Genomic DNA, 22919 nt, shown 5'->3' with positions numbered 1-22919 from the left:
ACGACCATGGCGCGACCGTGGCGGGTGGCGATCGTCGGTGGCGGGATCACCGGGCTGGCCGCCGCCGTCCGGTTGCGCGACCGCGCCCCTGCCGGCACCGAGATCACCGTGTACGAGCAGTCCGGCCGCCTCGGCGGCAAGCTGCGCACCGGTGAGCTGGCCGGCGGTCCGGTCGAGTTCGGCGCCGAGTCGTTCCTGATGCGCGACCCGGCCGGCGGGGAGTCGGCCGTGGTGACGCTGGTCCGCCGCCTCGGCCTGGCCGACGCGATCGTGCACCCCACCGTCGGGCAGGCGGCCCTGGTGGTCGACGGTGGGCTGCGCCCGGTCCCGGGCGGCACCCTGGTGGGCGTACCCGGGGATCTGGACAGGGTGGCGGCGGTGGCGCAGCCGGCCGCGACGGCCGACCGGGACGGCGGCGCGCCGCTGCTCCCGCCCGACGCCGACGTGTCGGTCGGCGCGCTGGTCCGCGATCGGCTCGGCGACGAGGTGGTGGACCGGCTGGTCGATCCGATGCTCGGCGGCGTCTACGCCGGCCGGGCCGACGACCTCTCGCTGGTCACCACCATGCCGGCCCTGGCCCGGGCGGCCCGGGTCGAGCACACCCTGGTCGGGGCGGTCCGCGCCGCGCAGGCCGCCGCGCCCCGCGCCCCCGGCGCCCCGGTCTTCGGCACCCTGGCCGGCGGGCTGAGCACGCTGGTCGAGGCGGCGGCACGGGAGAGTGGGGCGACCATCCGCCGGGACGCCGCGGTCCGCGAGCTGCACCGCACCCCGACCGGCTGGCGGCTGGTGGTCGGCCCCACGCGTGAACCCGAGTTCGTCGAGGCCGACGCCGTGGTCCTCGCCGTGCCGGCCCGCCCGGCCGCCCGGCTGCTCGCCGGCCCGGCCCCCGAGGCCGCGGCGACCGTCGGCGGGCTCGACTACGCCAGCGTCGCGCTGGTCACCATGGCCCTGCCCGAGCCGGAGCTGCCGGAGCTGTCCGGTTTCCTGGTGCCGGCCACCGAGGGGCTGCTCATCAAGGCGTCCACCTTCTTCACCACGAAGTGGGGGCACCTGCGCCGGCCCGACGGGCTCGCCCTGGTCCGCGCCTCGGTGGGCCGGTACGGCGAGGAGGCCTCGCTCCAGCTCACCGACGACGACCTGGTCGCCACCGTGCACCGGGAGCTGTCGAAGGTGCTCGGCACGCCGCTGCCCGCCCCGGTGGCCCGGCACGTGCAGCGGTGGGGTGGCGCCCTGCCGCAGTACACCCCCGGCCACCTCGGCCGGGTGGGGACGGCCCGGGCGGCGCTGCGCGCCGCCCACCCGACGCTGGCCCTGGCCGGGGCCGGCTACGACGGCGTCGGCATCCCGGTCTGCGTCCGCTCCGGCGAGACGGCGGCCGAAGAGATCATCACTGCACTGGGAGGATCGGCAGCATGACGGAGCAGACCAACGCGGCCCGGCTGCGGGAGCTCAACGACACCATCCGCTACACCATGTGGTCGGTCTACCGCGCCACCAGCCCCCTCCCGTCGCTGCGCGAGAACGTCGTCGACGAGGTCGAGTCGCTCTTCGAGGAGCTGGCCGGCAAGGACGTCACGATCCGCGGCACCTACGACGTGGCGGGCCTGCGCGCCGACGCGGACCTCATGATCTGGTGGCACTCGTCCTCCAGCGACGCGCTCCAGGACGCCTATCTGCGGTTCCGGCGCACCACGCTGGGCCGGGCGCTGACCCCGGTCTGGTCGCAGATGGCGCTGCACCGGCCGGCCGAGTTCAACAAGAGCCACATCCCGGCGTTCCTGGCCGGCGAGGAGGCCCGCGCCTACCTCTGCGTCTACCCGTTCGTCCGGTCGTACGAGTGGTACCTGCTGCCCGACGCCGAGCGGCGCGAGATGCTGGCCGAGCACGGCAAGATGGCCCGGGGCTACCCGGACGTGCGGGCCAACACGGTCGCCTCGTTCGCCCTCGGCGACTACGAGTGGATGCTCGCCTTCGAGGCCGACGAGCTGCACCGGATCGTCGACCTGATGCGCGACCTGCGGGCTTCCGGAGCCCGCCGGCACGTCCGCGAGGAGGTCCCCTTCTACACGGGCCGCCGCCGCTCGATCGCCGACCTCGTCACCTGCCTGGTCTGACCCGCGCCGGCCGGGGCCGTGATCCACGACCCCGGCCGGACGGCGGTCAGGCGACCGTGGTGCAGGAGACGTTCCCCGGCACCGGGTTGCTTCCGCTCGACGAGCCGACGAAGCCGAACGAGGTGCTCGCCCCCGCGGCGAGGGTGCCGTTGTAGGCGACGTTGCGCGCGGTGACCAGCGTCCCGTTGGTGCTCACCGTGGCGTTCCACGCCGAGCTGACCTGCTGGCCGTTGGCGTAGTTCCAGCTCACCGACCAGCCCCGGATCGGTGAGCCGCCGTTGGTGACCTGCACCTCGGCCTGGAAGCCGCCGCCCCACTGCCCGGTGATCCGGTAGGTCGCCGTGCAGGCCCCGGCCGGGTTCGGCGTCGTCGGCGGAGTGGTCGTCGGCGGGGTCGTGGTCGGGGGCGGCGTGGTGGTCGGCGGCGGCGTGGTCGGCGGGGTGGTGGAGCCGCCGCCGAAGTCCACGTCGCTGCACAGGTAGTACGACTGGTCCAGGTGGCTGGCCTGCCAGATGGTGTAGACCACGTGCCGGCCGGTCCGGCCCGGCGCGTTCGCCGGCACCTGGATCGACACGCCCTGCGTCTCCGGGGTCCACTGGCTGGCCGGGGTGTTGCCGATCTGGCCGACCAGCTCCAGGTCGCTCCAGCGCAGCGGCGTGGTCAGCGCGTTGTAGCCCTGCTTCGTCACGTACACCCGGATGTAGTCGGCGCCGTGGCTGGCCTGGTCGTACAGCTTGATCCGGAAGTTGGTGGTCACCGGCGAGGTCTTCCAGGCGCCGACCGTGTCGAGGGCGTTGTAGCGCCCGCTGGAGGTGCGCCCGCCGCTGCACAGTTGGCCGTCCGGGATGGCCCCCTGGTGGTTGCCGGCGACGCCCTCCCGGAACAGGCCGTTCCAGTTCCACATGGCGTTCGGGTCGGCCTGCCAGGCCTGCCAGCACATCGGGTCCTGGGTGGCCATCGCCGGGTTCTGGAAGTCGCTGCCCCAGCGCTGCCAGCAGCCGTAGTTGCGGGACGCCGGGTCGACCACCGACCCGTGCGCCGAGGCCGGGCCGGACAGGGCGGTGGTGAGCAGCGCCGCGACGACCGCGCAGACGCTCAGGATCGCCGCCACGACGGGGACGCGGCGGCGGTGCGGAGTGGACATGGTGAGCCTCCGGGGTGGGGATGTCGGTGCACGACGCCCGGACGGTGCGGGAGTTGCCCCCTCCCGCGGCTCGTGTGGTGGCTCGCCTGGCACGCTGCCACAGGAAAGCGGTATCCGTCAATGTCTGCTCAGGCGGCGACTCGGCCCTCCCGCCGCATCGGGGTGTGCGGGATCCCGTCCTCGACGTAGCCCGGGCCGCTGACCGTGAAGCCGTGGCCGGCGTAGAAGTCGACCAGGTGGGTCTGCGCCTCCAGCACGCACGGGCGGTCGCCCACCGCCGCCAGGGCCTCGGTCATCAGCGCGCCCGCCAGGCCCGCGCCGCGGGCCGCCGGCGCCACCACCACGCGGCCGATCCGCGCCACACCGCCCGGGTCGGCCAGGATCCGCAGGTACGCCACCACGTCGCCGTCCCGGGTCAGCCAGAGGTGCCGGGTGCCGGGTTCGACGTCCCGGCCGTCCAGCTCCGGGTACGGGCAGGACTGCTCCACCACGAACACGTCGATGCGCAGCCGGAGCAGGTCGTGGAAGGTGCGCGCGTCCAGCTCGGCGAAGCCGGCCAGGTGGGACTCGGTAGGCATCCCGCGATGGTAGGCCGGCCCCCCGGAGTGCTCAGGCGGGGCGGGCGCCGACCGCGTCGCGGACCTCGGCGCCCTGGGAGCCCTCGACCGCGCGGGCGCAGTGCGCGCAGCAGAAGAAGCGGCCGGAGACCTCCACGCCGTGCCCGACGATCTTGATCTGGCAGTGCTCGCAGATCGGCGCCATCTTGTGGATGGCGCACTCGAAGGAGTCGAAGGTGTGCGTGGCCCCGTTGACCGTGCGCACCTCGAACGCCATCCAGTAGTCGTTGCCGCAGACCTCACAGGTAGCCATACGAAACCCCCCGAAAACGGACCCGTCATCCCAGGGTCGGCCAGCGGACACGCCCCGGCAACCGAAACGGGCGAACCTGATCCGGCTCGACGGCGAGTCGCCCCCGGCGTGTCGCGCGTTAGACCCGGTGACCGCCTCGAACCTCGGAGGAACCCCCTTGATCAAGCGCAACAAGCTCTTCGGCAACCAGACCCGGGTCACCTTCAGCCTGCCCCGGGACACCCCGCCCGGCACGGTCAGCGTCGTCGGCTGCTTCAACGACTGGCAGCCCGGCCGGCACGAGCTGGTCGCCCGCCGCGATGGCACCCGCACGGTGACCGTGCGGCTCGGCCCGGGCGAGTACCGCTTCCGGTACCTGGCCACGGGCGGGGTCTGGCTGGACGACGAGGCCGCCGACCACGTCGACGAACGCGGCGGCACACTCCGGCTCTGACGGCCGCTCAGCGCCGGCGGGCCTGCCGGGCGGCGAGCACGACCGGCAGCAGCGGAACGAAGAGCCAGAGCTGGCGCGGCGTGTAGTGCCGCAGCTCGGCGGGGACGTCGACGCCGGCAAGTTCCCGTTCCAGCGCGCCTCGGCGGCTCAGGGTCAGCGCGTGCAGCGCCAGCGGCACGTAGTTCAGGCCGACCAGCGCCAGGTAGCCGCCGAGGGCGGTCCGGACCGGACCGCCCCCGTGCGCCGCCCAGAGTCCGAGCGCGACGCAGCCCACCACGCCGACGACGAACTCCACCAGGATCACCCGCCGCCGGACCGGCGAGCCGGCCGAGCCGTACATGTCCACGGCGGCGAGCCGCCGTACGTCGAGGTGGGGCATGACCTCATCAGTAGCGCGTCCGGGCAAGGGCCGCCTCAGGAGCCCTTCGGCTCCAGCCGGACCGAGATCGAGTTCACGCAGTGCCGGGTGTCCTTCGGGGTGAAGCCCTCGCCCTCGAAGACGTGCCCCAGGTGGCTGTCGCAGCGGGCGCAGCGGATCTCGACCCGCCGCATGCCGAGGGTGTTGTCGGGGATCTCCTTGACCGCGCCCGGGATGGCGTCGTCGAAGCTCGGCCAGCCGCAGTGCGAGTCGAACTTGTCCTCGCTGCGGAACAGCTCGGCCCCGCAGGCCCGGCAGTGGTAGACGCCAGGGGTCTTGGTCTCGACGTACTCACCCGTCCACGGCCGCTCGGTGCCGGCCTCGCGGAGCACCCGGAACTCCTCCGGGCTCAGCCGGACCCGCCACTCGTCCTCGGTGCGGGGCAGTTCATTGTCGGAAAGACTCACCGCTCAACGGTACGTCGGCCGTCGGTGGCATCGCATAGGGTCGCCCAATGGCTGGCAGCAAGGCCGCAGTCGAGGAGATCGAGGTCGCCGGGCACACCGTACGGCTGAGCAGCCCCGACCGGGTGATCTTCCCGCAGCGCGGTTTCACCAAGGCGGACGTCTTCCACTACTACCTGTCGGTCGGCGAGGGGATCATGCGGGCCCTGCGCGACCGGCCCACCACCCTGCAGCGCTTCCCGGAGGGCATCGAGGGGGAGGCGTTCTTCCAGAAGCGGGTGCCGGCCCGGGGCGTACCCCCGTGGGTGGCGACCGCGGAGATCAGCTTCCCCAGCGGCCGGAAGGCCGCCGAGCTGTGCCCGGCCGACCTGGCGCACGTGGCCTGGGCCGCGCAGATGGGCACGGTGGTGTTCCACCCGTGGCCGGTGCGCGCCGCCGACGTCGACCGCCCCGACGAGCTGCGCATCGACCTGGACCCGCAGCCCGGCACCGACTTCACCCACGCGGTCACCGCCGCCGGTGAGCTGCGCGGGCTGCTCGACGAGCTGGGGGTGACCGGCTGGCCGAAGACCTCCGGCGGCCGGGGCGTGCACGTCTACCTGCGCATCCAGCCGCGCTGGACGTTCGTCGAGGTGCGCCGGGCGACGATCGCGCTGGCCCGCGAGCTGGAACGGCGCCGCCCCGAACTGGTCACCACCGCCTGGTGGAAGGAGGAGCGGGGCAGCCGGGTCTTCGTGGACTTCAACCAGATGGCCCGTGACCGCACCATCGCCTGCGCGTACTCGCTGCGAGCCAACGGGCGGGCCACCGTCTCCACCCCGGTCGAGTGGGACGAGCTGACCGACGCCGACCCGGACGACTTCCACCTGGGCAGCGTGCCGGCCCGGTTCGCCGAGCGGGGCGACCCGCACGCCGGGATCGACGACGCCCCGTGGGACATCACGCCCCTGCTGGAATGGGCCGAGCGGGACGCCGCCGCCGGTCAGGGCGACATGCCCTACCCGCCGGAATACCCGAAGATGCCCGGCGAGCCCAAGCGGGTGCAGCCCTCCAAGGACCGCGACCGGCCGCGCGCCTGAACCGGTCCGCGGCGACCGGCGAGGCCTCCACCGCGCCTTGGCGGTGCGCAGGTCCGCGCCCCTCGCCCGGCGGTACGCCGCGATCGCCTTGATCTTCTCGCCCCGGGCCAGGTGCGCGTGCACCTCGGGCAGCAGCACCGCGACGAGCAGGATCTCGGTCGCCATGACGATCAGGGAAGCAGACCGGCGCGGATAACGATCACGTAACGTGCGCGAACCTTTCCCGCCCCCCGACGGGTCTACCTGGTCGTCGGCCCGCCGGGGCCAGGAGAGGACGTCGGATGAAGCTGGTGTGGAGGCGGGCGGTCGAGGCTCGGGGACTGCTGCTCGCCGCCGCGGTCGCGGCCCTGGTCGCGGTCGCGTTGGTCACCGGACTCTCCGACTACAACCGCCGGGCGGTCGACGCGGGCGCCCGGGCGGTGTTGGACGCCGCCCCGGCCGAGGAGCGCAGCCTGCTGGTCAGCGGCTCGGGCGGGCGGGACGCCGCCGCGTACGCCGACCGGGACCGGGCGGTCCGCGCCCAGTTCGCCGACGGCCTCGGCGGGGTCCCGGTCACCGTGGCCGCGGCCCGCTACGGCACCGGGCGGGAGCTGACCGGGGACCTCGGGCCGGCCCGTACCGACGACGACCCGATGTTCGCCAGCCTCGCCACGCTGACCGACCTGCCGGCGCACGCCGAGCTGACCGGCGGGACGTGGCCGACGCCCGACGCGGCGCCGTTGCAGGTCACCCTGCCCGAAAAGGTCGCCGGCCAGCTCGGCCTGCGGGTCGGGGGGCGGGTGCCGCTCTACGACCGCAGCGCCGAGCGGGCCGGGGCCGTGGTGCTGGCCGGCACCTGGCGGCCCCGCGACCCGGCCGACGCCTACTGGCGGCTCGCCCCGGGCGTGGGCGACAGCCAGGGCGACGCGACGAGCGACTCGTACGGGCCGTTCGCGCTGGACCCGGCCGACTTCGCGCGCACCTTCTCCGGCTCGACCTCGGGGGCCTGGCTGGTCGCCCCGGACCTCGCGGTGGTCGAGCCGAGCCGGCTGACCGGGGTCACGGCGGCCCTCGCCACCGTCGCCGAGGAGATCCCCGAGGCCACCGGTCTCGGCTCCTCCACGCAGACCGTGAGCCACCTGGACCGGCTGGTCGACCGGCTCGGCCGGGCCGACCTGGTGGGCCGGTCCGCCCTGCTCACCCCACTGCTGCTGATCGTGGTGCTCGGCGGGTACGCGCTGGTGCTGGTCGCCGCGCTGCTCAACGAGGACCGCCGCGGGCAGACCGCGCTGCTGCGCGCCCGTGGCGCCGCCCGCGGCCAGCTCGCCGGCCTCGCCGTACGGGAGGCGACCCTGGTCGTGGCCCCGGCCGCCCTGCTCGCCCCGCCGCTGACGGGGGAGGCGGTGCGGTGGCTCGGTGCCGACCTGCGGCTGGCCGACGGCGCGCTCGGCCAGGTCTGGGCGGTCGCGGTCGCCGCCGCGATCGGCTGCCTGCTCGCCATGGTGATGCCCGCGCTGCGGCAGGCCGGCACCTACGTCGCCGACATGGCGGCTCGGTCCCGCCCGACCCGAGGCGCAGCCGTGCAGCGGGCGGGCGTCGACCTCGCCCTCGTCGCGCTCGCCGTGCTCGCCTGGGCCCAGCTGCGGCAGTACTCCTCGCCCCTCGCCGGGGCCGGCGGGCAGCTCGGCATCGATCCGCTGCTGGCCGCCGCGCCGACCCTCGGCGTGCTGGCCGGGGCGGTCGTCGCACTGCGGCTGCTGCCGCCGGCGACCCGGTTCGCCGAGCGCTTCGTCGACCGAAGGCCGTGGACGGCGACGATGTTCGGGATGTGGCAGGCGGGCCGCCGCCCGCACGCCGGACCGGTGCTGCTGCTCGCTCTCGCCGTTGGCGGTAGCACCCTGGCGTGGTCGCTGGTCACCACCTGGGAGCGGTCGCAGGCCGATCAGGCCGCGCACCGCGTCGGGGCCGACCTGCGGGTGATCGAGCGCCAGGGTGCGGCACCGGTGGACCGGAGGTCGCAGCTCGCCTCGGTGCCGGGCACCGACCGGGTGCTGCCGGCCTGGCGGGACGAGATGCGGGTCGGTCGAATGGACTTGCCGACCACCGCGGTGGCGCTGGACGCCGCCGCCGCTCCCGGCGTGGTCCGGCTCGCCGACCGGCTGGGCGACGAACCGCCCGGCAAGCTGCTCGACCGGATGGTCGGCGGGCGTGCCGCACCGGCCGGTGTCACATTGCCGAGCGGGGCCCGGCAACTCGCCGGCACCGTACGTACCCCCGTCGACGGGGCGCTGCGACCGCACCAGATCGAGGTCTCCGCGCTCGTCACCACGGCCGGAGGGCTGGCCTGGCGGCTGCCGCTGGCCACCGCCGGCAGCGACGGCCGGGCCGTGCCCTTCACCCTGGACCTGCCAGACACCAACGGCGACCCGCTTCGGCTCGCCGGTTTCGAGGCCGACGGTGGCGATGTCGCGGGCACCGGCTACCGGCTGCGGATCGACGGGCTGCGGGTGACCGGCGCCGTGGGCGCTCCGCAGCCGCTGAAGCTGATCGGCGCCTGGTCGATGGTGGACGCCATCCACGACGGTCCCGTGGAGACGTCGGACGTGACCGCCTCCGGCGTCAACGTCGTTCAACCGTCCGTCGTGCAGGAGGGGGGACCGTTCGCGGACCAGTTCTCCTCCCGGTTCGCCGTCGTGCCCGGCGGGGAGAGCCGGCCGGTGCCCGCCCTGATCACACCGGCAGTACGGGACGCGCTCCGGGTGAAGGTGGGGGACATCGTCCCGCTCTCGCTCTTCGGGGTGTCCCTGCCGGCCCGAGTGGTCGGCGAGCTCAAGGCGGTGCCCGGCACCGCCGGCACCGGCGGTGGGGTGCTGCTCGACCTGCCCGCCGCGGTGGACTGGCTGATCCGCCAGGAGGGCGCGGTCCGACCGATCCCCGAGTGGTGGCTGAGTACGGACACCACGGCCCACACCACGGCCGCCGACGAGATCGCGACACTGCCCGGGGTGGAGGTCCTCGACCGGCGGGCCGCAGTCGAGGCCGCGGCTCGGGACCCGTACTGGCAGGGCGCCCGGACCGGGCTGCTCGCCGCCGCGTTGGGCTGCGCGCTGCTCGCCCTCGTCGGCCTGGCGGTGGACGTGTGGGCCACCGCCCGGCACCGACTCGGGGAGTTCGCCGTGCTACACACCCTGGGCGCGGCGCCCCGGCTGCTCGCCCGGGCGCTGCTCGCCGAGCAGTTCTTCCTGGCAGGCATCGGCGTGACGGTGGGACTGCTGGTCGGCGCCGGGGTCGGCGCCACCATGGCGCCCCTGGTGATCCTTACCCCGGACGCCGGGCGACCCGTGCCCGACCCGGTCTTCTCCGTGCCGTGGGGGCCGGTCGGAATCACCGCGTGCGGCCTGCTGCTGGCCGCGTTGGCCGCCGGCGCCGCCATCACCACCGGCATCCGTCAGCGGGTGGCCGCCGTGCAGCTGCGGATCGGGGGAGAACGATGAGTCTGTTCGGGGCGGCCCGGCGGGTGCGGGCGTACGGAGGGCACTTCCTCCTCCTCGCGGTGCTGACCCTGGTCACCGCCCTGCTGATCACGGGGGTGCCACGGGTCGCCGACCGGCTCACCGGGCAGGGGCTGCGGGAGTACGTGGCGGCCCAGCCGGTGGCGCGCCGGGACCTGACCTACACGATGGGGACGGTGCAGATCCGCTCGGGGGGCCGGGAGGTCCTCGCCGGCCGCGCGGCTGAGCTGGACAGCTTCCAGGGGCGGATGCCACCCGTCGTGCGGCAGGCGGTCGGCGAGCGCTGGTTCGCCGCGCAGACCTCGTTCACCCGACTGACCGGGCCGGAGTTGACCTCCGACAAGGGGCTGATCGATCTCAGCCTGCGGACGGTGAGCGGAATCCGGGACGCGGCGACCCTGGTCGAGGGCCGGTGGCCCGACGCGGGCACCGCTTCCGACGGCTCGGTCGAGATGGCCCTCGCCGACACGCTCGCCGGCCGGCTCGGACTGCGTGCCGGTAACCGGCTCACGCTCTCCATCCTGGACATCAACGGGAAGCCGACGAAGAGCAGAAAGATCGTCCTGGTCGGCCTGTTCCGACCGGCCGATCCCGGCGACGGGATCTGGGACGCCCTCCCCTCGCTGCTGCGGCTCGGTGAGCCAGAGGGGGACGGAAAACCGTTCCTGCTGGTCGGGGTGACCGCCGACGGCGGCCTAACCGCGTTGGCCGAGGCCGGCTGGCCGGTCAGCTTCGGCTGGCGCTACCGGATCTCTCCGGACCGGGTCACTCCGGCCCAGCTCGATGCGCTGATCGACGGGTTGAGCCGCCTCGACCGAAGCCCGAAGCCGTCCGGGCTCAGATTCAGCCAGGGGGTCGACATTCCATTGCGGCGGTTCGCCGAGTCGCTCGCCGCCGCCCGTACGCTGCTCGCCGTCATCGCCGCCGGGCTGCTCGCCACCCTGGCCGGCCTGACCCTGCTCGCCGCCCGGCTGGCGGCGCGCCGGCGCCGGTCCGAGTACCTGCTGCTGCGGGCTCGGGGCGGCTCGACCGGTGCGGTGCTGCGCCGCGGATTCGCCGAGTCGCTGCTGGTGCTGCCGGCCGCAGCGGGCGGCGGCTGGCTGCTCGGCGGCCTGCTGCCCGGGGAGGGCACCGAGCTGCGCTGGGTGCTGCTCGCCGCGGTGCTGATCACCCTGGTTCCACCGGTCGCCGCGCTCACCGCGGCACGGGGTGGCGCCGGCCGGGCCGACCTGATCGGCGCCCGCTCCGCGGCCGTCCGGCTCACCGTCGAGGTGACCGTGCTCGGGGTCGCCGTGCTCGGGGCGTTCCTGCTGCGTCGCCGGGGACTGGTCCTCGGCGGGGCGGTGGATCCGCTGCTGGTCTCCGTGCCGGTGTTGCTGGCGGTCGCCGCGGCGCTGGTCGCGCTGCGCGCGTACCCGTGGCCGATGCGGCTGCTCAGCCGGGCCGCCGCCCGGGCCCGGGGCAGCGTCGCGTTCCTCGGCACCGCCCGCGCCGGCCGGGCCGCCACCACCGGCCCGCTGGTCGTGCTGGTACTGGCCGTGGCGACCGCCGCGTTCTGCGGGGTGGTCGCCACCGGCATCGAGAACGGGCGGGACCGGGCCGCCGCCGGCGCCGTGCCCGGGGACGTCCGGGTCGACGGGGAGCGGTTCGCCCCGGACACCACCGACGCGCTCGCCGCCCTGCCCGGCGTCCGCGCGGTCACCCCGCTGCTGGTGGAAACCGGCCAGCGCCCGCACGCCGACCAGGCCGGCCGGTTCGGCGGGGTCGGCGAGACCCGGGTGCTGCTGGTCGACGGCGCCCGGTTCGCCGAGGTGGCCCGCCGCGCGGGCGTCCCGGTGACCGTCCCCGACCCGCTGCGCGCCACCGGCGACGGCACCAGCCCGCTGCCGGCGCTGGTCTCCCCGGCGCTCGCCGACGAGTTCACCGACGCTGGGCTGGCCGACCCGGCCGGCCGGCGGCCCGCCTGGCTGGACGTGCAGGGCAACCGGTTCCCCGTGCGCACCGCCGCGACCGTCGACGAGTTTCCGCTGGTCGACCGGAACGTGACCCGGTTCGTGGTGCTGCCCTGGCCGGCGCTGCCGGCGGACGCCCTGCACCCGCTCGTCCCCACCGGCTTCCTGCTCGCCGGGGACCGGGTCGACCCGGCCGCGGTGGCCCGGGTGGTCGGCGAGGGGCAGCAGCGCTACCAGCGCACCGGGACGGTGACCGGCGGGGAGCGACCCCGCCAGCCCACGGTGGCCGTCCGGTCGGCGGTCCGCGCCGAGCTCGGCGGCAGCGGGGTGAACGGGCTGCTGGTCTTCGGCTTCACCATTGGCGCGATCGGCGGGGCCGCGCTGGGCCTGCTCGCGCTCGCGTTCGCGGTGCTCGCCGAGGCACGCGGCCGCGGGCAGGTGCTGTCCCGGCTGCGCACCATGGGGCTGTCCCGCCGCCAGTGGCGCGGGCTGCTGCTGGTGGAGCTGACCCCGCTCGTGCTGGTCTCCGTGCTCACCGGCGCGGTGGTCGGCGCGCTGCTGCCGGTGCTGCTCACCCCCGTGCTCGGCCTGCCCGCCTTCACCGGCGGGGTGGCCGTGCGGGCACGTTTCGAACCCGGCCTGGTGGTCGGGGTGCTGGGCCTCGCCGTGCTGGCCCTCGGCTTCGCCGTCGCCGTCGAGGCTTTGAACAACCGTCGGATGCGCCTCGGCGAGGTGCTCCGGCTCGGAGAGGAGAGCTGAGTTGACCGCGATCGCCGAGGCGTCCGCCGTACCCGACCTGGCCGCCCTTCAGCAGCGCGCCGCGGAGCGCGCCGCCGAACGGGCCGGCGGCCGGGACCGGCTGCGTGGGCACATCGTCTGCGACGGCCTGGTCCGCATCTTCAAGACCGAGGGGGTGGAGGTCGTCGCCCTCCAGGGCCTCGACCTGGTCATCGATCGGGGCGAGCTGGTGGCGATCGTCGGCGCCTCCGGGTCCGGCAAGTCGACCCTGCTGAACATCCTCTCCGGGCTGGACACCCCGACCGCCGGCATCGCCCGGGTCGCCGACTACGACCTGCTCGCCCTGTCGAACCGGCGCCGGCTCGCCTACCGCCGCCAGATGGTCGGCTTCGTCTGGCAGCAGACCGGCCGGAACCTGCTGCCGTACCTGACCGCGCTGGAGAACGTCGAGCTGCCGATGAAGCTGGCCGGTGGCCGCTCCCGGCGGGACCGGCGGGAGCGGGCCCGCCAGCTGCTCGACATGGTCGGGGTCGGCTACTGCGCGGACCGCCGGCCGGGCCAGCTGAGCGGCGGCGAGCAGCAGCGCTGCGCGGTGGCCGTGGCGGTGGCCAACGACCCGGAGGTGCTCTTCGCCGACGAGCCGACCGGTGAGCTGGACGAGGCCACCGGCGCCGAGGTCTTCGCCGCGCTGCGCACCATCAACGCCGAGCTGGGCGTCACCATCGTGGTGGTCACCCACGACCAGGCCGTGGCCGGCCAGGTCCGCCGGACGGTCGCGATCCGCGACGGCCGGACCTCCTCCGAGGTACGCCGCACCGCCCGGCTCGCCGCCGACGGCAGCACCGAGCTGGTCAGCGAGGAGTACGCGGTGCTCGACCGGACCGGCCGGATGCAACTGCCGGCGTCCTTCGTGGACACCCTGTCCCTGCGCGACCGGGTCCGGCTCAACCTGGAACCCGACCACGTCGAGGTGCGGCCGGGCGACCGGGCGCACGCCGAGGAGAGTGAGTGATGACCGAGCAGCTGACCGTGGCGCCGGCCCGCGTCGCCGTCGACGAGGTGGTCCGGGTCGAGGGGGTGAGCCGCACGTTCGGCAGGGGCGAACACGCCGTCCACGCCGTGCGGGACGTCTCCTTCGTGGCCGGCCGGGGTGAGCTGGTCGCGGTCCGGGGCCGCTCCGGGGCCGGCAAGACCACCCTGCTGAACCTGGTCGGCGGGCTGGACCGGCCGGACAGCGGGCGGGTGCGGGTGGCCGGGCACGAGGTGACGACCGCGAGCGAGCGGGAGCTGCTGGCGCTGCGCCGGGGCACGGTCGGGTTCATCTTCCAGACCTTCGGCCTGGTGCCGATCCTGTCGGCGGCGGAGAACGTCGGGGTGCCGCTGCGGCTGGCCAAGGTGCCGGCCGCCGAGCGGGAGCAGCGGGTGGCCGTGCTGCTGGAGCTGGTCGGCCTGGGCGGGCACGCCGCGCAGCGCCCGTACGAGCTGTCCGGCGGCCAGCAGCAGCGGGTGGCGGTGGCCCGGGCGCTGGCCAACGAGCCGGACCTGCTCATCGCCGACGAGCCGACCGGCCAGCTCGACTCGGAGACCGGCCGGTCGATCATGGACCTGCTCCGCGCCGTGGTGCACGCCCGCGGCATGACCGCCCTGGTCGCCACCCACGACCCGGCCCTGATCGACATGGCCGACCGCACCCTCACCCTCCGCGACGGCCGCCTGGCCACCGACTGACCCCGCCCCCCGCCCCCGCCCCGTCGATCATGAAGTTGGCGGCAGTCGGCACCGATGTGTCGTGCCGTCAACCTCATGATCGACCGGGTTGGGCGGGGGAGCGGCGGCGGTGGTAGGCCCAGGTGACGGTCAGGAGGAGGGGGCCCCACAGGAGGAGGGGGGCGTAGCAGGCCACCAGCAGGGCGAAGCCGGTCGGGGTGAAGCCGAGGTCGTTGCCGGTGGCGGTGACGCCCCAGGCGGCGTACCCCCAGATCAGGATCAGTGCGACGGCGCCGGCGGTGGCGACGGTGACCGCGAACCGCGGCGGCACCCGCCGGCCGCCGACCAGCGGCAGCCGGCTCGGGAACACCTCCCCCCACGGGCGGACCAGGCCGAGCGCGAGCAGCGCCAGCCCCTCGGAGACCAGGCTCAGCGAGACGATGTAGACGCTCTCGCCGGGGCCGGGGTGGACCGGCGTGCCCATCGGCAGGCCGGCGACCAGGGCGATCCGCCACAGCCCGGACGGCAGGACGACCAGCGGGATCAGGTGGGCCGCGCGGACCGCCCAGACCGGCGCGGGACGGCCGTCGCGGAAGTGGACGGTGCGGGACACGGTGTCGCTGGTCATGGGCCCTCCCCGGTGCTGCGGAAACTGCCCTTCAGCCTGTCGACCGGACCGGTGGGCGGCCTCCCCGCGACCGGGGAATCAGCTCCCCCGACCGGGGGAGGGCCGCCGGCAGCGCCAACCGGCGGGGCCGGGGGTCAGAGGGCCAGCTTCATGCCCTCGTGGCTGGCCACGAAGCCGAGGTGGCGATAGAAGCGGTGCGCGTCGGCCCGGCTCTTGTCGGTGGTGAGCTGCACCAGCGCGCAGCCCCGCTCCCGGGCCCGGTCGATCGCCCACGCCATCATCTCCCGGCCCAGCCCCCGGCCGCGCAGGTCGGAGCGGACCCGGACCGACTCGATCAGCGACCGCTCGGCGCCGTGCCGGCCCAGCCCCGGGATGTAGGTGATCTGCATGCAGCCAACCAGCTCGCCGCCGGTCTCCGCGACGACCAGGTGGTTGCGCGGGTCGGCGTCGATGGCGGCGAAGGCCCGCTCGTACGCCTCGTCCACCTCGGTGAAGTCGCGCGCCTTGCCCAGCACGTCGTCGGCGAGCAGGGCGATGACGGCGGGAAGGTCGGCCCGGACCGCCTCCCGGAAGATCACGTCGGTCATGCCGGGCAGCCTCGCACAGTCACGCCCGACGATGCGGTCGCGTCGGTTGCCGGCACCGGGCAGCATGTGCCGCATGGACGACCTGCTGTTGCCGTTCCGGTGGATCTACCGGGGTCTGGTCTGGTTCGCCAACTCGCCGCGCACGCTGATCATCTCGTACCTGCTGATGATCGTGGTGGCCGGCGTGCTGTACAGCCATGCCGAGGACAAGAACGCGGCGGACTCGGTCTGGTGGGCCGTGGTGACCGCCTCCACCGTCGGCTACGGCGACATCTCCCCGACCTCCTTCGCCGGGCGCTTCCTCGCCGCGCTGCTCATCTCCACCATGGTGCTGCTGGTCATCCCGCTGATCACCGCACACTTCGCCAGCCGGCTGATCGTCGACGACGACGCCTTCGAGCACGCCGAGCAGGAGGAACTGAAGTCGGACGTGCGGCGGCTGCGGGCGCTGGTGGAGGAGATGGCCGCCCGGCAGGGCATCGAGGTGCCCGAGCTTGAGCGCCCCGAGCCGGCCAGCGGGCCGGGCAGCGTGGCCCCGCCGTGGGAACGGCGGCGCCGGCGCCGCCGGCGCCGGTGACCACGCCCGGAGGTCAGCGCCGGTCGAGCCAGGTACGCAACGCCCACCACCAGCGGACGGTGTCCGGCACCGGGCACCGCGCGCCCTCCTCGACCGGCGGCCCGCCGGTGAGGTCCCGCAGCCGGCGCAGCTGGTAGCGCACGGTGTTCGGGTGGACGTGCAGGGCGGCGGCGGTCTGGTCCAGCCGCTGGCCGTGGTCCAACCAGGCCAGCGCGGTCGTGGCCAGCTCCCGGTGGAACTCGTCGGCCGGGTCGAGGCCGCCGAGCAGGGTGCTCCGGAGCAGCTCGGCGAGGTCCGGCTGGGCGGCCAGCGCGGTCTGGACGGCGAGGTCCGTCACCAGGTGCAACCCGTGCAGCCGCCGGTGCGCCGCTGCGCGCAGGGCGGCCAGGCAGAGCGCATACATGGCCGGGGCCCTGGTGCCGGCCAGCAAGCCGTACTGGGCCACGGTCAGCGGGGACGGCCGGGACTGCGTCATCTCCGAGTCCGGCGCCGACCAAGTCACCGCGATCAGCTTCGCCACCGGGCAGAAGGTGGCCAGCGTGCCCGTCGGCGACCACCCGCAGCGGGTCCGCATCGGACACCTGCCGCTCGGCTGGACGCCCCCGGCGGCCGGCTGACCGGTCCGCGCACCGTCACCGGGCGGGGCAGCGCAGCCCCTCCCGGGGGACGGTGAGCGAGACCAGGTAGGCGTCGACGGCCGCCGTCACGCAGGGGGTCTGCGGGTAGGCCGTGTGCCCCTCGCCCTCCCAGGTGAGCACCCGGCCGACGCCCAGCATCGAGGCCAGCGCGCCGGTCTGCTCGTAGGGCGTGGCCGGGTCGCCGGTGGTGCCGACCACCAGGATCGGCGGCGCGCCCGCCGCCTTCCCGGTCGGGTACGGGTCGCGCCCGCCGGGCCACTCCACGCAGCCGAGCATCCCGACCGCCAGCGCCGGGCCGAACAGCGGGTACTTCTGCCGCCACTGCGACTGGACCGACCGGATCCGCTCCCGGGTCGGCTTCTCGCTCTCGTCGGCGCAGTTCACCGCCATGTTCGCGTCGAACATGTTGGAGTAGTGCCCGTCGTCCTCGCGGCCCGCGTACGCGTCGGCCAGCTTGAACACGCCGGTCGGGTCGCCGCCCTGCAACGCGTCGACCCCCCGGGCCAGATCCTGCCAGCCCTGCTCCGTGTAGAGGGAGGAGATGACCGCGTAGAACACCCAGCCGGCGGTGGCCTCCCGGCCGTCCCTGCCGCGCACCGGCGAGACCCGGGCCTTGTCGATGGCCGTGGTCACCGCGGCCCGGGCGTCGGGCGCGATCGGGCAGCGGCCGGCGTTCGCCGCACACCAGCGGGCGAAGTTGTCGAACGCCCGCTCGAAGCCCTTCGCCTGGCTCTCCGAGCCGGCCATGAGCTTCTGCCGTGGGTCCACCGCTCCGTCGAGCACCAGCGCCCGCACCCGCTGCGGGTAGAGCTGGGCGTAGGTCGCGCCGAGCAGGGTGCCGTAGGAGTAGCCGAGGTAGGTGAGCTTGTCGTCGCCGACGGCCGCGCGCACCGCGTCCATGTCCCGCGCGGCCTGCTCGGTGCCGTAGAGCGGGAGCTGGTCGCCGTACTTCGCGCCGCACCGCTGGCCGACCCGGCGGTTGAGGTCGACGAAGCCGTCGAAGGACGCCTGGCTCTCCGGGTCGGGGTCGTAGCCGAAGCTGGCGTCCAGGTCGGCGTCGGAGATGCATTTCACCGGGCTGGACCGGGCCACCCCGCGCGGGTCGAAGCCGACGATGTCGAACCGGTCGGTCACCTCGGCCGGCAGCCCGCCGAACGCCGGCCCGAAGGACAGGTAGACCGCGGTGTCCACGCCGGACGCGCCGGGGCCGCCCGGGTTCACCACCAGCGACCCGATCCGGTTGCGCTGCTTGTCCGACCGGATCCGGATCAGCGCGATCTCGAAGGTCTCCCCGGCGCCCGGCCCGGCGGTCGCGCCGGTCGCCGCCCCGGTGCCCCAGTCGCGTGGTACGGCGATGCGGGCGCAGTCGTAGCGCATGCCCGCCGCGCCCCGCCCGACCAGCTCGTCCGGCACCTCGGGGCAGGGTCGCCAGGTCGGGGCGGTGCCCGGTGCGGCCGCCTCGCCCTGGCTCTCGGCCCGCGGGGCGAACGCCGGCAGTGTGCAGCCGGCGGTGAGCACCAGCGCCGCGACCAACCCGGCCAGGGTGGGCCGGCGGCGGATCCGGTGGGAGAAGCGGGTCACGTGGGAGCCTTCCATGATCGTGTGGACCGCCAGGCTACGCCCGGCCCGGCCCGTCGCCGACGGTCGCCGCCGGGTCCCCGCGGAGCACCTGGTCGACGTCGTAGCGGATCGGGCGCTCCAGCTGGTCGTAGGTGCAGGAGCGGGGATCGCGGTCGGGACGCCAGCGGACGAACTGGGCGGTGTGCCGCAGCCGGTCGCCCTCCATGGCGTCGTAGCCCACCTCGACCACCAGCTCCGGGCGCAGCGGCTCCCACTCCAGGTTCTTGCCGCCGGTCCACCGGCTCACCCCGCCCGGGATGCGCTGCCCCCGCTCGTGGTCGCCGTGCACCCACGGGTGGTCGCCGCCGACCTCCCGGTAGGGCTCCAGCTCGTCCAGCAGCTCCTTGCGCCGGGCCGCGCTGAACGAGGAGCTGACGCCGATGTGGTGCAGCACCCCGGCGTCGTCGTAGAGGCCGAGCAGCAGCGAGCCGACCACCGGGCCGGACTTGTGCCAGCGGAAGCCGGCCACCACGGCGTCGGCGGTGCGCGCGTGCTTGACCTTGAACATCAGTCGCTTGCCCGGCTCGTAGGGCAGGTCGGCCGGCTTGACGATGAGCCCGTCCAGCCCGGCCCCCTCGAACACCTCGAACCAGCGCCGGGCCGTCTCCGGGTCGGTGGTCACCTGGGTTACGTGCACCGGCGGCCGGACCTTGGCCAGCGCCTTCTCCAGGCGGCCCCGGCGCTCCGGGTAGGGCCGGTCGGTCAGCAGCTCATCGTCGAGGGCGAGCAGGTCGAAGGCGACGAAGTCGGCCGGGGTGGTCTCGGCGAGCAGCTTCACCCGGGAGGCGGCCGGGTGGATCCGCTGGGCCAGCAGCTCGAAGTCGAGCCGCGGCTGGCCGCCGGGGCCGTCCCGGCGGATCACGATCAGCTCGCCGTCGACCGCGCACCGCTGCGGGAGCTGGCGGCGCGCCTGCTCGACGACCTCGGGGAAATAGCGGGTCATCGTCTTGCCGCCGCGACTGGCCAGCTCGACCTCGTCGCCGTCGCGGAAGATGATGCAGCGGAAGCCGTCCCACTTGGGTTCGTAGGTCAGGCCGGGATCGGTGGGCAGTTGGGGCACGCTCTTCGCCAGCATCGGCTCGACCGGCGGGTTGATCGGCAGGTCCACGGCGACCAGTCAATCAGACCCCACCGACGGTCGTGAGGCAGATCACCGGCGGCAGCGCGCGGCGTGTCCCGTGCCGGGCCCGTTCGTCCCCCGCCGACCGGATGGTGAAACCGCAGGTCAGCGCTACGGTTCGCGGCGTGCCGGAGTGGAGCTGCGGATGCTGCGGGCGCTGGCGGGTCAGCGTGGAACTGATCCGCGGGCGCTACCGCTACCGGCTCGTGCACCGCTACCAGGCCGAGCACGGCGGTGGCGCGAACGTCGTGGGCGAGGTGGCCTCCGTGGCCGAGCTGGAGCTACTGCTCCGGCGGTACGCCCCGGTCGGCCTGGCCGACCTCCGCGAGGCGGCCTGACCCGGCCCGCTCAGCCGGCCAGCTCGACCGTCTTCTCCAGCACCGTCAGGCGGTTGCCGTTCTCGTCCGGCCGGTGCGCCACGACCCGGTAGCCGCGCCGCGCGTACAGGCCCAGGTTCTCCGCGCTCTCCGCGCCGGTGAACAGGGCGAACCGGGCCACCCGGCCGGCGCAGGCGCCCTCCACCGCGGTCAGCAGCCGGCCACCGATGCCGCGCCCCTGCTGGTCCGGGGCGACCGCGAGCCGGCCGACGTGGGCGGTGTCGCCGTCGACGCGGGCGCGTACCGAGCCGACGAGGCGGGACCCGAGCCGGGCGGCCAGCACCACGGTTGGCCCGGCCAGGGCGGCGCGGACCTCGTCCAGGGTCTCGGTCAGCGGGGGCAGGAACACGTCCCGGTAGCGCTGCGCCTCCACCAGGTACGCGGCGCGCTGCACGGTGAGGATCTCGCCGGCGTCCGCGACACCGGCCGGGGCGACGGTCAGCTGGTCGGTCACCCGGCAAGCCCACCACAGCCCGCCGGACCGACGCCGGGCGGCCACCCCGGCCGGCCGTACGCTGGCGGGGTTCCGCGCGAGGAGGAGGCCGACGTGCCCGAGCTGACGTACCCCGAGGTGGGCGCGACCCGCGACGAACGCCTGCCGGGCGGCTACGACCACCTGCGCCACCGCGTCCGGCTGCCGGACGGCGGCTTCCCGACCGCGGCCGACGCGGTGCTCGGCTGGCGGCTGCACCGGTCCGCCGGCGTCGTCATGCGCACCGACGCGCCGCGCGCTGCCGCGGGCGTGCGCGTCACCCCGGGGCTGGGCGTCGGCCCGCTGCGGGTCTGGGGCCCGACCGAGGTGGTCTGGACGGTGGACGAGCCGGACCGGGCCGGGTTCGGCTACGGCACCCTGCCCGGGCACCCGGAGATCGGCGAGGAGGCGTTCCTGGTTACCCGGACCGCCGACGGGGTGTGGTTCGAGGTGACCGCGTTCAGCCGCCCGGCCCGCTGGTACGTGCGCGCCGCCGGGCCGCTCGCCCGGGCCGTCCAGCAGGCGTACGCCTGGTGGCTCGGCCGGACCCTGCGCCGGCTCTGCGCCGGTCACCGGCCGGCGTCGCCGCCTCAGTAGCCGGCGAAGGAGCGGATCGGGGCGCGCGGCCCGTACTTCGGCGCCTGGATGCCGGCGGCCTCCAGCAGCACGCAGACCCGGCCGCGGTGGCCACGGAACGGTTCCAGCAGGGCCAGCATCCGGGCGTCGTCGCCGCGCGCCTCCCCGGCCAGCGCCCAGGCCACCGTGTTCGGGACGTGGTAGTCGCCGACGCTGACCGCGTCCGGGTCCCCGTACGCGATCCGGACCACCTCGGCGGCGGTCCACGGCCCGATGCCGGCGATCGCGGTGAGCCGGCGGGTGGCGTCGGCGGCGTCGGCGCAGCGTTCCAGCCGGTCCGCGACGGCGGCCGCGCGGCGCAGCGTGTCGGCCCGCCGCTGCTCCACCCCGAACGGGTGGAAGACCCAGTACGGCGTGGCCGCCACCGCGGCGGCCTCGGGCGGCAGCAGCAGCGGTTGCAGCGGCCCCGGCGCGGGCTCCCGGAAGTGCCGCACGGTGGCCGCGTACGCCCGGTACGCCTCCTTGCCGGTGACCTTCTGCTCGAAGACGGCGCGCAGCAGCCGGGGGAAGACCTGGCCGGTGGCGGGCATCCGCAGCCCGTGGTGCTCGCGGGCCAACCGGGCCACCAGCGGGTGGGCGCCGGCGAGCGCGGCGAACCCGGTGAGGTCGTCGCGGAGCCCGGCCACCGCGTCGGCCCGCTCGACCACCCAGTCCGCCCCGGGGCCGTAGCCCTCGGCGACCAGTTCGCCGGCGTCCGGGCGCAGCGCGAGGGTGGCCGGGCCGGCCGGGGTGCGGGTGGCCCACCAGAAGCTGCCGGCGGCGATCCGGGCGCACGGGTCGTAGGGGCTGAAGGTGAGGGCGCGGACCGAGGCGGCCAGTCGGTAGCCGGCCGGGGGGCGCAGCGTCCGGCGGGCGGCGGGGGAGGTCACCCCGCCACTCTGCCATGACCTCCCCCGGTGACAGCAGACACGGCCGGCCGCGCCGCCCGCCTCGGTCCACCGGCAGGGGTGCGGCGCTGGCCCGCATTGTTCGGGGGGTCCGGCGCAGGGGTGCGGCGCCGGCCCGGATCGGGCCGGCGCCGCGCCGGGACGCGGGGCTGCCGGATAGCCGCCGTCCCGGAACCACGACGGTGGCCGGCCGCGCCCTCCCCGGCTGCGACCGGCCACCGTGTCCGGGGGTCCGTCAGTACGAGTAGCCCGAGTCGCCGCCCGAGTCGCCGGACGACGGCGGGGCGACCGCCTTCGGGGTGCCGGTGGGCAGGCAGGTGAGGTTCTTCTTGCCGTTCGGGTCGACCACGAACCAGGTGCCGCCGACGCCCTGGCCCTTCCACTGGCCGGGCTTCTTGTCCCCGATGTAGCGGTAGACCGGCCAGCCCCCGATGGTGATCTGCCGGGTACCGTCCTGGCGGGTGACCGTGCCGACCTTGTCGTCGGAGACGCCCTGGAGTTGCGGGTTGCCGTCGGTCAGCGCGGGCGGCCAGACCTGGGCGCACTTGTCCACGCAGTTGGACTGCGGCGGGTCGGCCGAGTCCTTGTCGAACCGGTACAGCACCCAGCCGTCCTGGTCGGTGACGACCTTGCCCATCCGGGGCAGCTTCTTGCCGACCAGTTCGTCGGTGAGTTGCACGTCGGACGGGGGCGCCTTGTCGGCGGGCGCGTCCGGGGACGCGGAGGCTTCCGGTTCGGCCGACGCGGTGGGTTCGGCCGCGGCGACGGCGACCGGCTCGGCCGCGCTCGAGTTCGCCCCGTCGTAGCCCGCGGGGGCGCAGGCCGTTAGTGCGACCATCGCGCTCGCGACGATGACGGTCGTCCGCTTCAGGTGTGCCACGTGCCCTCCTCGTTCTTGGCAGTTCGCCGAGTAGTACGGGCGGTGCGCTGTCAAGGTTGAAGAGAAAAGGGTGCTCCATTTCACAGTGGATCCGTTGAACCGATCCGGACGGCGGCGCGTGTGGCAGCACATCGGGGTCGGCGTCCC

The 22919-nt window shown here is 75.1% G+C and carries 24 protein-coding genes and 1 pseudogene; 12 read left to right on the top strand and 13 right to left on the bottom strand.

Annotation, left to right across the window (positions count from 1 at the left end):
• Positions 1-6: 6 nt before the first annotated feature.
• Positions 7-1416: a protoporphyrinogen oxidase gene (gene hemG, locus ACFYPD_RS13750; RefSeq protein WP_387112700.1), complete on the top strand. Its 1410-nt coding sequence runs from the start codon at positions 7-9 to the stop codon at positions 1414-1416.
• Positions 1413-2114: a hydrogen peroxide-dependent heme synthase gene (gene hemQ / locus ACFYPD_RS13745; protein WP_387112698.1), complete on the top strand. Its 702-nt coding sequence runs from the start codon at positions 1413-1415 to the stop codon at positions 2112-2114. Before hemG ends, hemQ begins: the two co-directional genes overlap by 4 nt.
• 46 nt (positions 2115-2160) lie before the next feature.
• Here the strand turns inward: hemQ and ACFYPD_RS13740 are convergent, their stop codons facing one another.
• The 3 genes from ACFYPD_RS13740 to ACFYPD_RS13730 form a co-directional block, all read right to left on the bottom strand.
• Positions 2161-3258, bottom strand: coding sequence for a lytic polysaccharide monooxygenase (locus ACFYPD_RS13740; protein WP_387112696.1), 1098 nt, complete (start codon positions 3256-3258; stop codon positions 2161-2163).
• A gap of 128 nt (positions 3259-3386) precedes the next feature.
• Positions 3387-3836 carry a GNAT family N-acetyltransferase gene (locus ACFYPD_RS13735; RefSeq protein ID WP_387112694.1) on the bottom strand — a complete coding sequence of 150 codons (450 nt, stop codon included), beginning with the start codon at positions 3834-3836 and terminating at the stop codon, positions 3387-3389.
• A 31-nt stretch (positions 3837-3867) separates the two neighbouring features.
• Positions 3868-4128, bottom strand: coding sequence for a Prokaryotic metallothionein (locus ACFYPD_RS13730; protein ID WP_387112692.1), 261 nt, complete (start codon positions 4126-4128; stop codon positions 3868-3870).
• A gap of 157 nt (positions 4129-4285) precedes the next feature.
• Here ACFYPD_RS13730 and ACFYPD_RS13725 point away from each other — a divergent pair, with 157 nt between their 5' ends.
• Entirely contained in the window at positions 4286-4561 is a 276-nt protein-coding gene (locus ACFYPD_RS13725) for an isoamylase early set domain-containing protein (RefSeq protein WP_387112690.1), read from the top strand.
• Positions 4562-4568: 7 nt separating this feature from the next.
• On the opposite strand, the gene ACFYPD_RS13720 is transcribed toward ACFYPD_RS13725, so the two are convergent.
• Positions 4569-4940, bottom strand: coding sequence for a hypothetical protein (locus ACFYPD_RS13720; RefSeq protein ID WP_387112688.1), 372 nt, complete (start codon positions 4938-4940; stop codon positions 4569-4571).
• A 35-nt stretch (positions 4941-4975) separates the two neighbouring features.
• Positions 4976-5386 carry a peptide-methionine (R)-S-oxide reductase MsrB gene (msrB, locus tag ACFYPD_RS13715; RefSeq protein ID WP_387112686.1) on the bottom strand — a complete coding sequence of 137 codons (411 nt, stop codon included), beginning with the start codon at positions 5384-5386 and terminating at the stop codon, positions 4976-4978.
• A 47-nt stretch (positions 5387-5433) separates the two neighbouring features.
• On the opposite strand from msrB, the gene ligD reads away from it, so the two are divergent.
• The 5 genes from ligD to ACFYPD_RS13690 all read left to right on the top strand — a co-directional run bounded on the left by ligD (position 5434) and on the right by ACFYPD_RS13690 (position 14371).
• Entirely contained in the window at positions 5434-6462 is a 1029-nt protein-coding gene (ligD, locus tag ACFYPD_RS13710; RefSeq protein WP_387112685.1) for a non-homologous end-joining DNA ligase, read from the top strand.
• 281 nt (positions 6463-6743) lie between these two features.
• Positions 6744-9935 carry an FtsX-like permease family protein gene (locus ACFYPD_RS13705; protein ID WP_387112683.1) on the top strand — a complete coding sequence of 1064 codons (3192 nt, stop codon included), beginning with the start codon at positions 6744-6746 and terminating at the stop codon, positions 9933-9935.
• Positions 9932-12664 (top strand): FtsX-like permease family protein, encoded by a 2733-nt coding sequence (locus ACFYPD_RS13700; protein ID WP_387112681.1) that lies wholly within the window; start codon positions 9932-9934, stop codon positions 12662-12664. Before ACFYPD_RS13705 ends, ACFYPD_RS13700 begins: the two co-directional genes overlap by 4 nt.
• A gap of 1 nt (position 12665) precedes the next feature.
• The gene (locus tag ACFYPD_RS13695; RefSeq protein ID WP_387112679.1) at positions 12666-13655 is read left to right on the top strand and encodes an ABC transporter ATP-binding protein; all 990 of its coding nucleotides are present in this window, start codon (positions 12666-12668) and stop codon (positions 13653-13655) included.
• Entirely contained in the window at positions 13655-14371 is a 717-nt protein-coding gene (locus tag ACFYPD_RS13690) for an ABC transporter ATP-binding protein (RefSeq protein ID WP_387112677.1), read from the top strand. Before ACFYPD_RS13695 ends, ACFYPD_RS13690 begins: the two co-directional genes overlap by 1 nt.
• 73 nt (positions 14372-14444) lie before the next feature.
• On the opposite strand, the gene ACFYPD_RS13685 is transcribed toward ACFYPD_RS13690, so the two are convergent.
• Complete coding sequence (locus ACFYPD_RS13685) at positions 14445-14978, bottom strand: hypothetical protein (RefSeq protein ID WP_387112675.1); 534 nt, start codon at positions 14976-14978, stop codon at positions 14445-14447.
• A gap of 134 nt (positions 14979-15112) precedes the next feature.
• Positions 15113-15565 (bottom strand): GNAT family N-acetyltransferase, encoded by a 453-nt coding sequence (locus ACFYPD_RS13680; protein WP_387112673.1) that lies wholly within the window; start codon positions 15563-15565, stop codon positions 15113-15115.
• 73 nt (positions 15566-15638) lie between these two features.
• On the opposite strand from ACFYPD_RS13680, the gene ACFYPD_RS13675 reads away from it, so the two are divergent.
• Positions 15639-16142, top strand: a complete 504-nt coding sequence (locus ACFYPD_RS13675) for an ion channel (protein ID WP_387112671.1) — start codon at positions 15639-15641, stop codon at positions 16140-16142.
• A gap of 13 nt (positions 16143-16155) precedes the next feature.
• Here the strand turns inward: ACFYPD_RS13675 and ACFYPD_RS13670 are convergent, their stop codons facing one another.
• The gene (locus ACFYPD_RS13670; protein WP_387112669.1) at positions 16156-16545 is read right to left on the bottom strand and encodes a helix-turn-helix domain-containing protein; all 390 of its coding nucleotides are present in this window, start codon (positions 16543-16545) and stop codon (positions 16156-16158) included.
• Positions 16546-16549: 4 nt separating this feature from the next.
• Here ACFYPD_RS13670 and ACFYPD_RS13665 point away from each other — a divergent pair.
• A pseudogene (locus ACFYPD_RS13665) lies at positions 16550-16759 on the top strand (YncE family protein); the annotation flags it as partial.
• A 15-nt stretch (positions 16760-16774) separates the two neighbouring features.
• On the opposite strand, the gene ACFYPD_RS13660 reads toward ACFYPD_RS13665, so the two are convergent.
• Positions 16775-18361 carry an alpha/beta hydrolase gene (locus ACFYPD_RS13660; RefSeq protein ID WP_387112668.1) on the bottom strand — a complete coding sequence of 529 codons (1587 nt, stop codon included), beginning with the start codon at positions 18359-18361 and terminating at the stop codon, positions 16775-16777.
• A gap of 34 nt (positions 18362-18395) precedes the next feature.
• Entirely contained in the window at positions 18396-19508 is a 1113-nt protein-coding gene (locus ACFYPD_RS13655) for an ATP-dependent DNA ligase (protein WP_387112666.1), read from the bottom strand.
• Positions 19509-19645: 137 nt separating this feature from the next.
• Between ACFYPD_RS13655 and ACFYPD_RS13650 the strand changes: the two genes are divergently transcribed.
• The gene (locus ACFYPD_RS13650; RefSeq protein ID WP_387112664.1) at positions 19646-19858 is read left to right on the top strand and encodes a hypothetical protein; all 213 of its coding nucleotides are present in this window, start codon (positions 19646-19648) and stop codon (positions 19856-19858) included.
• A gap of 10 nt (positions 19859-19868) precedes the next feature.
• Here ACFYPD_RS13650 and ACFYPD_RS13645 read toward each other — a convergent pair whose 3' ends face one another.
• Positions 19869-20351, bottom strand: a complete 483-nt coding sequence (locus ACFYPD_RS13645) for a GNAT family N-acetyltransferase (RefSeq protein ID WP_387112662.1) — start codon at positions 20349-20351, stop codon at positions 19869-19871.
• A 93-nt stretch (positions 20352-20444) separates the two neighbouring features.
• Here ACFYPD_RS13645 and ACFYPD_RS13640 point away from each other — a divergent pair, with 93 nt between their 5' ends.
• On the top strand, positions 20445-20966 hold the full coding sequence (locus tag ACFYPD_RS13640; RefSeq protein ID WP_387112660.1) for a DUF1990 family protein: 522 nt from the start codon (positions 20445-20447) through the stop codon (positions 20964-20966).
• Here ACFYPD_RS13640 and ACFYPD_RS13635 read toward each other — a convergent pair.
• Both ACFYPD_RS13635 and ACFYPD_RS13630 read right to left on the bottom strand, forming a co-directional pair.
• Positions 20960-21874: a DNA-3-methyladenine glycosylase family protein gene (locus ACFYPD_RS13635; protein WP_387112658.1), complete on the bottom strand. Its 915-nt coding sequence runs from the start codon at positions 21872-21874 to the stop codon at positions 20960-20962. The two genes, ACFYPD_RS13640 and ACFYPD_RS13635, sit on opposite strands and share 7 nt — an antisense overlap.
• Positions 21875-22127: 253 nt before the next feature.
• On the bottom strand, positions 22128-22772 hold the full coding sequence (locus ACFYPD_RS13630; RefSeq protein ID WP_387112656.1) for a hypothetical protein: 645 nt from the start codon (positions 22770-22772) through the stop codon (positions 22128-22130).
• Between the last annotated feature and the right edge of the window lie 147 nt (positions 22773-22919).

The organism is Micromonospora sp. NPDC005299 (genome assembly GCF_042872345.1).
Taxonomy (GTDB): Bacteria; Actinomycetota; Actinomycetes; order Mycobacteriales; family Micromonosporaceae; genus Micromonospora.
The sequence above is the reverse complement of the archived record's forward strand: the minus strand, read 5'-3'. Positions and strand labels throughout refer to the sequence as shown.

Excerpts from the sequence above, each read along its gene's own strand:
- hemG (WP_387112700.1), top strand. The coding sequence starts at position 7 with ATGGCGCGACCGTGGCGGGTGGCGATCGTCGGTGGCGGGATCACCGGG.
- hemQ (WP_387112698.1), top strand. The coding sequence starts at position 1,413 with ATGACGGAGCAGACCAACGCGGCCCGGCTGCGGGAGCTCAACGACACC.
- ACFYPD_RS13740 (WP_387112696.1), bottom strand. The coding sequence starts at position 3,258 with ATGTCCACTCCGCACCGCCGCCGCGTCCCCGTCGTGGCGGCGATCCTG.
- ACFYPD_RS13735 (WP_387112694.1), bottom strand. The coding sequence starts at position 3,836 with ATGCCTACCGAGTCCCACCTGGCCGGCTTCGCCGAGCTGGACGCGCGC.
- ACFYPD_RS13730 (WP_387112692.1), bottom strand. The coding sequence starts at position 4,128 with ATGGCTACCTGTGAGGTCTGCGGCAACGACTACTGGATGGCGTTCGAG.
- ACFYPD_RS13720 (WP_387112688.1), bottom strand. The coding sequence starts at position 4,940 with ATGCCCCACCTCGACGTACGGCGGCTCGCCGCCGTGGACATGTACGGC.
- ligD (WP_387112685.1), top strand. The coding sequence starts at position 5,434 with ATGGCTGGCAGCAAGGCCGCAGTCGAGGAGATCGAGGTCGCCGGGCAC.
- ACFYPD_RS13705 (WP_387112683.1), top strand. The coding sequence starts at position 6,744 with ATGAAGCTGGTGTGGAGGCGGGCGGTCGAGGCTCGGGGACTGCTGCTC.
- ACFYPD_RS13700 (WP_387112681.1), top strand. The coding sequence starts at position 9,932 with ATGAGTCTGTTCGGGGCGGCCCGGCGGGTGCGGGCGTACGGAGGGCAC.
- ACFYPD_RS13690 (WP_387112677.1), top strand. The coding sequence starts at position 13,655 with ATGACCGAGCAGCTGACCGTGGCGCCGGCCCGCGTCGCCGTCGACGAG.
- ACFYPD_RS13685 (WP_387112675.1), bottom strand. The coding sequence starts at position 14,978 with ATGACCAGCGACACCGTGTCCCGCACCGTCCACTTCCGCGACGGCCGT.
- ACFYPD_RS13680 (WP_387112673.1), bottom strand. The coding sequence starts at position 15,565 with ATGACCGACGTGATCTTCCGGGAGGCGGTCCGGGCCGACCTTCCCGCC.
- ACFYPD_RS13675 (WP_387112671.1), top strand. The coding sequence starts at position 15,639 with ATGGACGACCTGCTGTTGCCGTTCCGGTGGATCTACCGGGGTCTGGTC.
- ACFYPD_RS13670 (WP_387112669.1), bottom strand. The coding sequence starts at position 16,545 with ATGTATGCGCTCTGCCTGGCCGCCCTGCGCGCAGCGGCGCACCGGCGG.